Source organism: Bacillus sp. LR--39 (assembly GCF_053613335.1).
In genome coordinates this window covers 1-587 of the sequence record NZ_JBSIOT010001259.1, presented here as the reverse complement: position 1 = coordinate 587, position 587 = coordinate 1, and the positions used below count along the sequence as shown (strand labels likewise).

Sequence of the window (587 nt, the reverse complement as noted above, 5' to 3'; positions counted from 1 at the left end):
GAAAAGGCAAGAGAAGAAAAAGTACCTTTCATCATTTTTACCGCATCAGGCGGTGCAAGAATGCAGGAAGGCCTTCTCAGCTTGATGCAAATGGCTAAAACAAGCTCCGCTTTGAAGCTGTTCAGCGAAGAGCAGGGCTTGATCATTTCAGTGATGACGCATCCGACAACAGGCGGCGTATCCGCAAGCTTCGCATCCCTCGGCGATTACAACCTTGCCGAACCGGGCGCGCTGATCGGCTTTGCCGGAAGAAGAATTATCGAACAAACCATCCGTGAAGAACTGCCCGAGGATTTTCAGACTGCGGAATTTCTGTTAAAGCATGGCCAGCTTGATTCCGTCGTTCACAGAGCTGACATGAAAAAAACGCTCGGCAGCATTTTGAAAATGCACCAAACTGGAGGTGATCTCGAGTGGCTGGAGAATTAGAATTTGAAAAACCGGTGGTCGAACTGCGTGAAAAGATCTCCGAATTGAAAAAGTTCACACAGGATTCCGATATGGATTTGAGCTCTGAAATTACGAAGCTTGAAGCTCGTCTTGAAAGGCTTGAAGAAGACATTTATACAAATCTGAAAGCCTGGGAC

At 47.0% G+C, this 587-nt stretch carries 1 protein-coding gene and 1 pseudogene; both read left to right on the top strand.

Annotated features, from left to right (window positions below):
- The coding region (locus ACWHAR_RS29815; RefSeq protein WP_452088782.1) for an acetyl-CoA carboxylase carboxyltransferase subunit beta at window positions 1–429 on the top strand (429 nt) is incomplete at its 5' end.
- A pseudogene (locus tag ACWHAR_RS29810) lies at window positions 414–587 on the top strand (acetyl-CoA carboxylase carboxyl transferase subunit alpha); the annotation flags it as partial. The gene ACWHAR_RS29815 and the pseudogene ACWHAR_RS29810, both read left to right, overlap by 16 nt.